Genomic DNA, 5368 nt, shown 5'->3' on the forward strand with positions numbered 1-5368 from the left:
GTTTGATGGCAATGCGGCCGTGCTGCTTAATGCCAAACTCGAGCCCATTGGTACGCGCATTTTCGGCCCGGTGACGCGTGAACTGCGCACCGAGCGCTTCATGAAAATCGTGTCTCTGGCGCCTGAGGTTCTTTGAGCCCTGCTCTGAGCTGTCGAAAAAGGATTTGTGATGAACAAGATTCGCAAAGATGACGAAGTGATTGTCATTGCTGGCAGCGACAAGGGTCGCCGCGGCAAAGTGGCGGCTCGTGTGGATGCCGACCATATCGTGGTCGAGGGTGTGCATACGGTCAAGAAGAATGTGCGCCCCAATCCGATGAAGGGCGAGGCGGGTGGTGTGGTGTCCCGCGACCTGGCGATTCATCAAAGCAATGTGGCTATTTACAACCCCGCGACCGGCAAGAAAGTGCGCGTCTTCAAATCCAGTGGCGAGCAGATCAAGGGCTGACCGGAGGATTTATGTCGCGCCTGCAGACGATTTATAAAGACAAAGTCGTGCCCGAATTGATGGCCAAGTTTGGCTACAAGTCGGTCATGGAAGTGCCCCGCCTGACCAAGGTGACACTCAATATGGGTGTGTCCGAGGCGGTGGCTGATAAAAAAGTGATGGAGCACGCGGTGGGTGATCTCACCAAGATCGCGGGCCAAAAGCCGGTTGTCACCAGGTCGCGCAAGGCGATTGCCGGATTCAAAATCCGCGAAGACCTGCCCATCGGTTGCATGGTGACCTTGCGTGGTGGTCGCATGTACGACTTCCTCGATCGTTTTGTGACCATCGCCCTGCCGCGTGTACGCGATTTCCGCGGCATCTCCGCGCGTGCTTTCGACGGTCGTGGCAACTACAACATCGGGGTTAAAGAGCAGATCATCTTCCCGGAAATCGAGTACGACAAGATCGATGCGCTGCGCGGTCTGAATATCAGCGTGACCACGACGGCGAAAACCGACGAGGAGTGCAAGGCCTTGCTCGCCGCGTTCCGCTTCCCTTTCAAGAACTGAAGAATCATCATGGCGAAACTGTCCCTGATCAACCGCGAAAAGAAGCGCGAAGACTTGGTTGCAAAATTTGCATCGAAGCGCGCTGAACTGCAGGCCATCGTTGATGACGCCTCCAAGTCTTTTGAAGAGCGCTACGAGGCGCGCTTGAAGATTCAGCAGATGCCGCGCAATTCCAGTCCAACCCGGCTGCGCAATCGCTGCGCCATCACGGGTCGCCCGCGCGGTACGTTCCGCCAGTTCGGGTTGTCGCGCAGCAAGATTCGCGAGCTGGCGTTCCGCGGGGAAATCCCCGGCGTGACCAAATCCAGCTGGTAATCGGTCACACAGACAAGTTGAGTTCGGTTGTCACGTATCGATTGTTGCGTTGCTTGCCGACTAGACGCCAAAAGTTTTTAGGAGAGTATTGATGAGCATGAGTGATCCCATCGCCGACATGCTGACGCGTATTCGTAACGCGCAGATGGTCGAAAAGGCGAAGGTAACGATGCCAGCTTCCAAGATCAAAGCTGCAATCGCTCAGGTCCTGCACGAAGAGGGCTATATCGACGGCTTCAATATCCGTCGTGAGAGTGATGCCAAGGCGAATCTTGAGATTTCGTTGAAGTACTACGCGGGCAAACCGGTGATCGAGCGTCTTGAGCGCGTCAGTCGCCCGGGCCTGCGCGTCTATCGCGGCAAAGAAGCCATTCCCCAAGTGATGAATGGCCTGGGCGTTGCCATCGTTTCGACTCCCCGTGGGCTGATGACCGACCGCAAGGCGCGTCAAGTCGGCGTGGGTGGCGAAGTTCTCTGCTACGTCGCTTAAGGAGAGAACGGACATGTCACGTATTGCCAAATATCCGGTTGCAGTGCCGGCAGGTGTTGAGGTCAGCCTCAGTGCCGAGACTATCGCCATCAAGGGCGGGCTCGGCAAGCTGGAGCGTGCCCAATACGCCGGCGTGCGGATCGCCCAAGAGAACGGGGAACTGACTTTCGCCCCGGCCGACGAGTCGCGTGAGTCGCATGCCATGTCGGGAACCATGCGTGCCCTGGTTGCGGGCATGGTGCACGGCGTGTCCAAGGGTTTTGAGCGCAAGCTCACCCTGGTGGGTGTGGGCTTCAAGGCTCAGGCTCAAGGCGCCAAGTTGAATCTCTCGCTGGGTTTTTCCCATCCCATCGTCAAGGACATGCCTGAGGGCATCAAGGTCGAAACGCCGACTCCCACCGAGATCGTCATCAAGGGTGTGGATAAGCAACTCGTTGGCCAGATCGCTGCCGAAGTTCGTGCCTATCGTCCGCCTGAGCCCTACAAGGGCAAGGGTGTGCGTTATGCCGACGAAGTGGTGGTGATCAAGGAAACCAAGAAGAAGTAAGGGCCAGGATCATGATCAGCAAAAACATTTCCCGCCTGCGCCGTGCCCAGGCAACTCGTCGCCGTATCGCGCGTCTGCGTGTGGTTCGTTTGTCGGTGCATCGCACCAATCAGCATATTTACGCCAACATCATTTCCGCCGAGGGCGACCGCGTGCTCGCCTCTGCATCAACCGTGGAAGCGGAAGTTCGCGGACAACTGGGCGGGCATGGCGGCAACCTGGCAGCCGCGGTTGCCGTGGGCACCCGTATTGCCGAGAAGGCCAAGGCGGCCGGCATCGACACCGTCGCTTTCGACCGTTCGGGTTTTCGCTTTCATGGGCGCGTCAAGGCGCTCGCTGAGGCTGCGCGTGAAGCCGGCCTGAAGTTCTGAGAACGAGCACATCATGGCTAAAGTTCAAAACAAGTTTGCCAACGAAGCGCGAGACGATGGTCTGCGCGAGAAGATGATTGCGGTCAACCGCGTCACCAAAGTCGTCAAGGGCGGTCGGATTCTCGGTTTCGCCGCCTTGACCGTGGTGGGTGACGGCGATGGCCGCATCGGCATGGGTAAAGGCAAGGCGCGTGAAGTGCCTGTGGCCGTTCAAAAGGCCATGGAGCAAGCGCGTCGCAATATGGTGAAAGTGCCCCTGAAGGGCGGCACGCTGCACCACAAGGTGATGGGCCAGCACGGTGCTTCGAACGTCATGATGCTGCCTGCTGTGCAGGGTACGGGCATCATCGCGGGTGGCCCAATGCGCGCCATGTTCGAAGTGCTAGGGGTGACCGACATAGTGGCTAAGAGCCACGGTTCGTCCAACCCGTACAACATGGTCCGCGCAACGCTCGACGCCTTGACTAATATGAACTCCGCTCAGGAGATCGCCATGAAGCGTGGCAAGACCGTTGAAGAAATTCTGGGTTGAACATCATGAGTGACAAGAAAACCATCAAGGTCAAGCTGGTTCGAAGCGTGATCGGCACGCGCGATTCGCATCGTGCGACGGTGCGTGGCCTCGGTCTGCGCAAGCTGGGCAGCGTGCGTGAGCTGGAAGACACGGCTGCCGTGCGTGGCATGGTCCGCAAGGTCAGTTATCTGGTTGAAATCTGCGAATAAAACCGATTCAGATCGGGCGCAAACCAGCGGCTGATCCAGCTTCGGCTTATGAGCAACAGCAGAATTTGTGAAATTCGCGATTAGTGAGATTCAATATGCAACTCAACACCATCAAACCTGCCGCTGGCGCCAAGCACGCCAAGCGCCGCGTTGGCCGCGGAATTGGGTCGGGTCTCGGTAAGACCGCGGGCCGCGGTCACAAGGGCCAAAAATCGCGTTCCGGCGGTTTCCACAAGGTGGGCTTCGAAGGCGGTCAAATGCCCTTGCAGCGCCGTCTGCCCAAGCGCGGTTTCAAGTCGCCGATTGCGCGCTACAGCGCGCAGGTCACGCTGGCTGATCTGAACCGCATGCAGGAAGACGAAATCGACATGCTCACGCTCAAGGCTCACGGCCTGGTGCCTGATCTGTCGCGCACCGTCAAGGTTATCGCTTCGGGTCAGATCGCTCGCGCTGTCAAACTACAGGGCATTCTGGCAACCAAGGGCGCCCGCAGCGCCATCGAAGCGGCCGGCGGAAGCATCGCCGAAGTCGCAGCAGCCTGAACGGACGTCTCGACATGGCCAGCACAGGCGTGACTCAGCAGGGCAAGTACGGCGACCTCGGTCGTCGTCTGCTGTTCCTGCTCGGCGCACTGGTGGTGTACCGCATTGGTGCACACATCCCTGTGCCCGGAATCGATCCGACGCATCTGCAACAACTTTTCCAGAACAATTCGAGCGGCATTTTGGGCCTGTTCAATATGTTCTCAGGTGGAGCGCTGGCACGTTTCACGGTATTTGCGCTGGGGATCATGCCGTATATCTCGGCGTCGATCATCATGCAATTACTCACTTATGTGGTGCCCTCGCTCGAAGCCCTCAAAAAGGAAGGTGAGGCAGGGAGGCGCAAGACGACACAATACACGCGCTATTTCACTTTGGTGCTGGCGCTTTTTCAGTCCTTCGGTATTGCAGTGGCGCTGCAGGCTTCCCCTGGCCTGGTCATCAGTCCTGGCATTGGTTTTCAGCTATCTGCCGTGCTGACCCTGACCTCTGGCACCATGTTTCTAATGTGGCTGGGCGAGCAAATTACCGAGCGTGGTCTGGGGAATGGTATTTCCATCATTATTTTCTCGGGTATTGTGGCTGGTCTGCCTTCCGCGATCGCCGGGCTGATGGAGTTGGTCAGTACAGGCGCGATGAGTGTATTGGTGGCGCTGTTCGTATTAGCCATCGTGGTGCTGGTGACCTATTTCGTAGTATTTGTCGAGCGGGGTCAGCGCAAGATTCTGGTGAACTACGCGCGGCGGCAGGTGGGCAATAAGGTGTATGGTGGACAAAGCTCGCATCTACCCCTGAAGTTGAATATGGCAGGCGTGATTCCACCGATTTTTGCATCGTCCATTATTTTGCTTCCGGCAACGGCAGTGAGCTGGTTTGGCGCTGCCAAAGGTATGGGTTGGTTGAAGGATATTGCCGGTGCGCTTTCGCCAGGCCAGCCGCTCTACATTCTGTTGTACGCCACAGCAATCATTTTCTTTGCTTTTTTCTACACGGCCTTGGTTTTCAATAGCCGTGAAACTGCCGATCAGCTCAAAAAAGGTGGCGCGTTCATTCCTGGCATTCGGCCAGGAGAGCAGACCGCCAAATTCATCGACAAGGTGCTGATGCGCCTGACGTTGGTGGGGGCGATTTACATCACTTTGGTTTGCCTGCTGCCGGAGTTTCTTGTGTTGAAATACAATGTGCCGTTCAGCTTTGGTGGAACTTCGCTGCTGATCATTGTGGTGGTCACCATGGATTTCATGGCGCAAGTTCAGGCTTATGCCATGTCGCATCAGTACGATGCCCTGCTGAAAAAAGCCAATTTCAAATCAGGTCTTGGCGGGGTGCGTTAACGGAGTTTTATGGCCAAGGACGATGTCATTCAGATGCAGGGGGAGAT

General features: G+C 57.0%; 11 protein-coding genes. All 11 read left to right on the plus strand.

What is annotated here, in order from left to right; translation table 11 throughout:
- Positions 1-136: uL14 family ribosomal protein (locus ABT24_RS15440; protein WP_286738262.1), on the plus strand; the 136-nt coding region annotated here is incomplete at its 5' end.
- A gap of 33 nt (positions 137-169) precedes the next feature.
- The gene (gene rplX, locus ABT24_RS15445) at positions 170-448 is read left to right on the plus strand and encodes a 50S ribosomal protein L24 (protein WP_286738261.1); all 279 of its coding nucleotides are present in this window, start codon (positions 170-172) and stop codon (positions 446-448) included.
- A gap of 11 nt (positions 449-459) precedes the next feature.
- Complete coding sequence (rplE, locus tag ABT24_RS15450) at positions 460-999, plus strand: 50S ribosomal protein L5 (protein WP_013106904.1); 540 nt, start codon at positions 460-462, stop codon at positions 997-999.
- Between the two features lie 9 nt (positions 1000-1008).
- On the plus strand, positions 1009-1314 hold the full coding sequence (gene rpsN, locus ABT24_RS15455; protein WP_013106903.1) for a 30S ribosomal protein S14: 306 nt from the start codon (positions 1009-1011) through the stop codon (positions 1312-1314).
- Between the two features lie 91 nt (positions 1315-1405).
- Positions 1406-1804: a 30S ribosomal protein S8 gene (gene rpsH / locus ABT24_RS15460; protein WP_013106902.1), complete on the plus strand. Its 399-nt coding sequence runs from the start codon at positions 1406-1408 to the stop codon at positions 1802-1804.
- Between the two features lie 13 nt (positions 1805-1817).
- Positions 1818-2351 carry a 50S ribosomal protein L6 gene (gene rplF, locus ABT24_RS15465; protein ID WP_013124109.1) on the plus strand — a complete coding sequence of 178 codons (534 nt, stop codon included), beginning with the start codon at positions 1818-1820 and terminating at the stop codon, positions 2349-2351.
- A gap of 14 nt (positions 2352-2365) precedes the next feature.
- Positions 2366-2722, plus strand: a complete 357-nt coding sequence (gene rplR, locus ABT24_RS15470; protein WP_041608734.1) for a 50S ribosomal protein L18 — start codon at positions 2366-2368, stop codon at positions 2720-2722.
- 13 nt (positions 2723-2735) lie between these two features.
- On the plus strand, positions 2736-3254 hold the full coding sequence (rpsE, locus tag ABT24_RS15475; RefSeq protein WP_013106899.1) for a 30S ribosomal protein S5: 519 nt from the start codon (positions 2736-2738) through the stop codon (positions 3252-3254).
- Positions 3255-3259: 5 nt separating this feature from the next.
- Positions 3260-3445 carry a 50S ribosomal protein L30 gene (gene rpmD, locus ABT24_RS15480; RefSeq protein WP_013124108.1) on the plus strand — a complete coding sequence of 62 codons (186 nt, stop codon included), beginning with the start codon at positions 3260-3262 and terminating at the stop codon, positions 3443-3445.
- A gap of 95 nt (positions 3446-3540) precedes the next feature.
- On the plus strand, positions 3541-3987 hold the full coding sequence (gene rplO / locus ABT24_RS15485) for a 50S ribosomal protein L15 (RefSeq protein ID WP_013106897.1): 447 nt from the start codon (positions 3541-3543) through the stop codon (positions 3985-3987).
- A 14-nt stretch (positions 3988-4001) separates the two neighbouring features.
- Positions 4002-5321 carry a preprotein translocase subunit SecY gene (gene secY, locus ABT24_RS15490; RefSeq protein ID WP_013124107.1) on the plus strand — a complete coding sequence of 440 codons (1320 nt, stop codon included), beginning with the start codon at positions 4002-4004 and terminating at the stop codon, positions 5319-5321.
- Positions 5322-5368: the final 47 nt, after the last annotated feature.

The organism is Thiomonas sp. SCN 64-16 (assembly GCF_001725585.1).
GTDB classification, from domain to species: Bacteria; Pseudomonadota; Gammaproteobacteria; order Burkholderiales; family Burkholderiaceae_C; genus Thiomonas; species Thiomonas arsenitoxydans.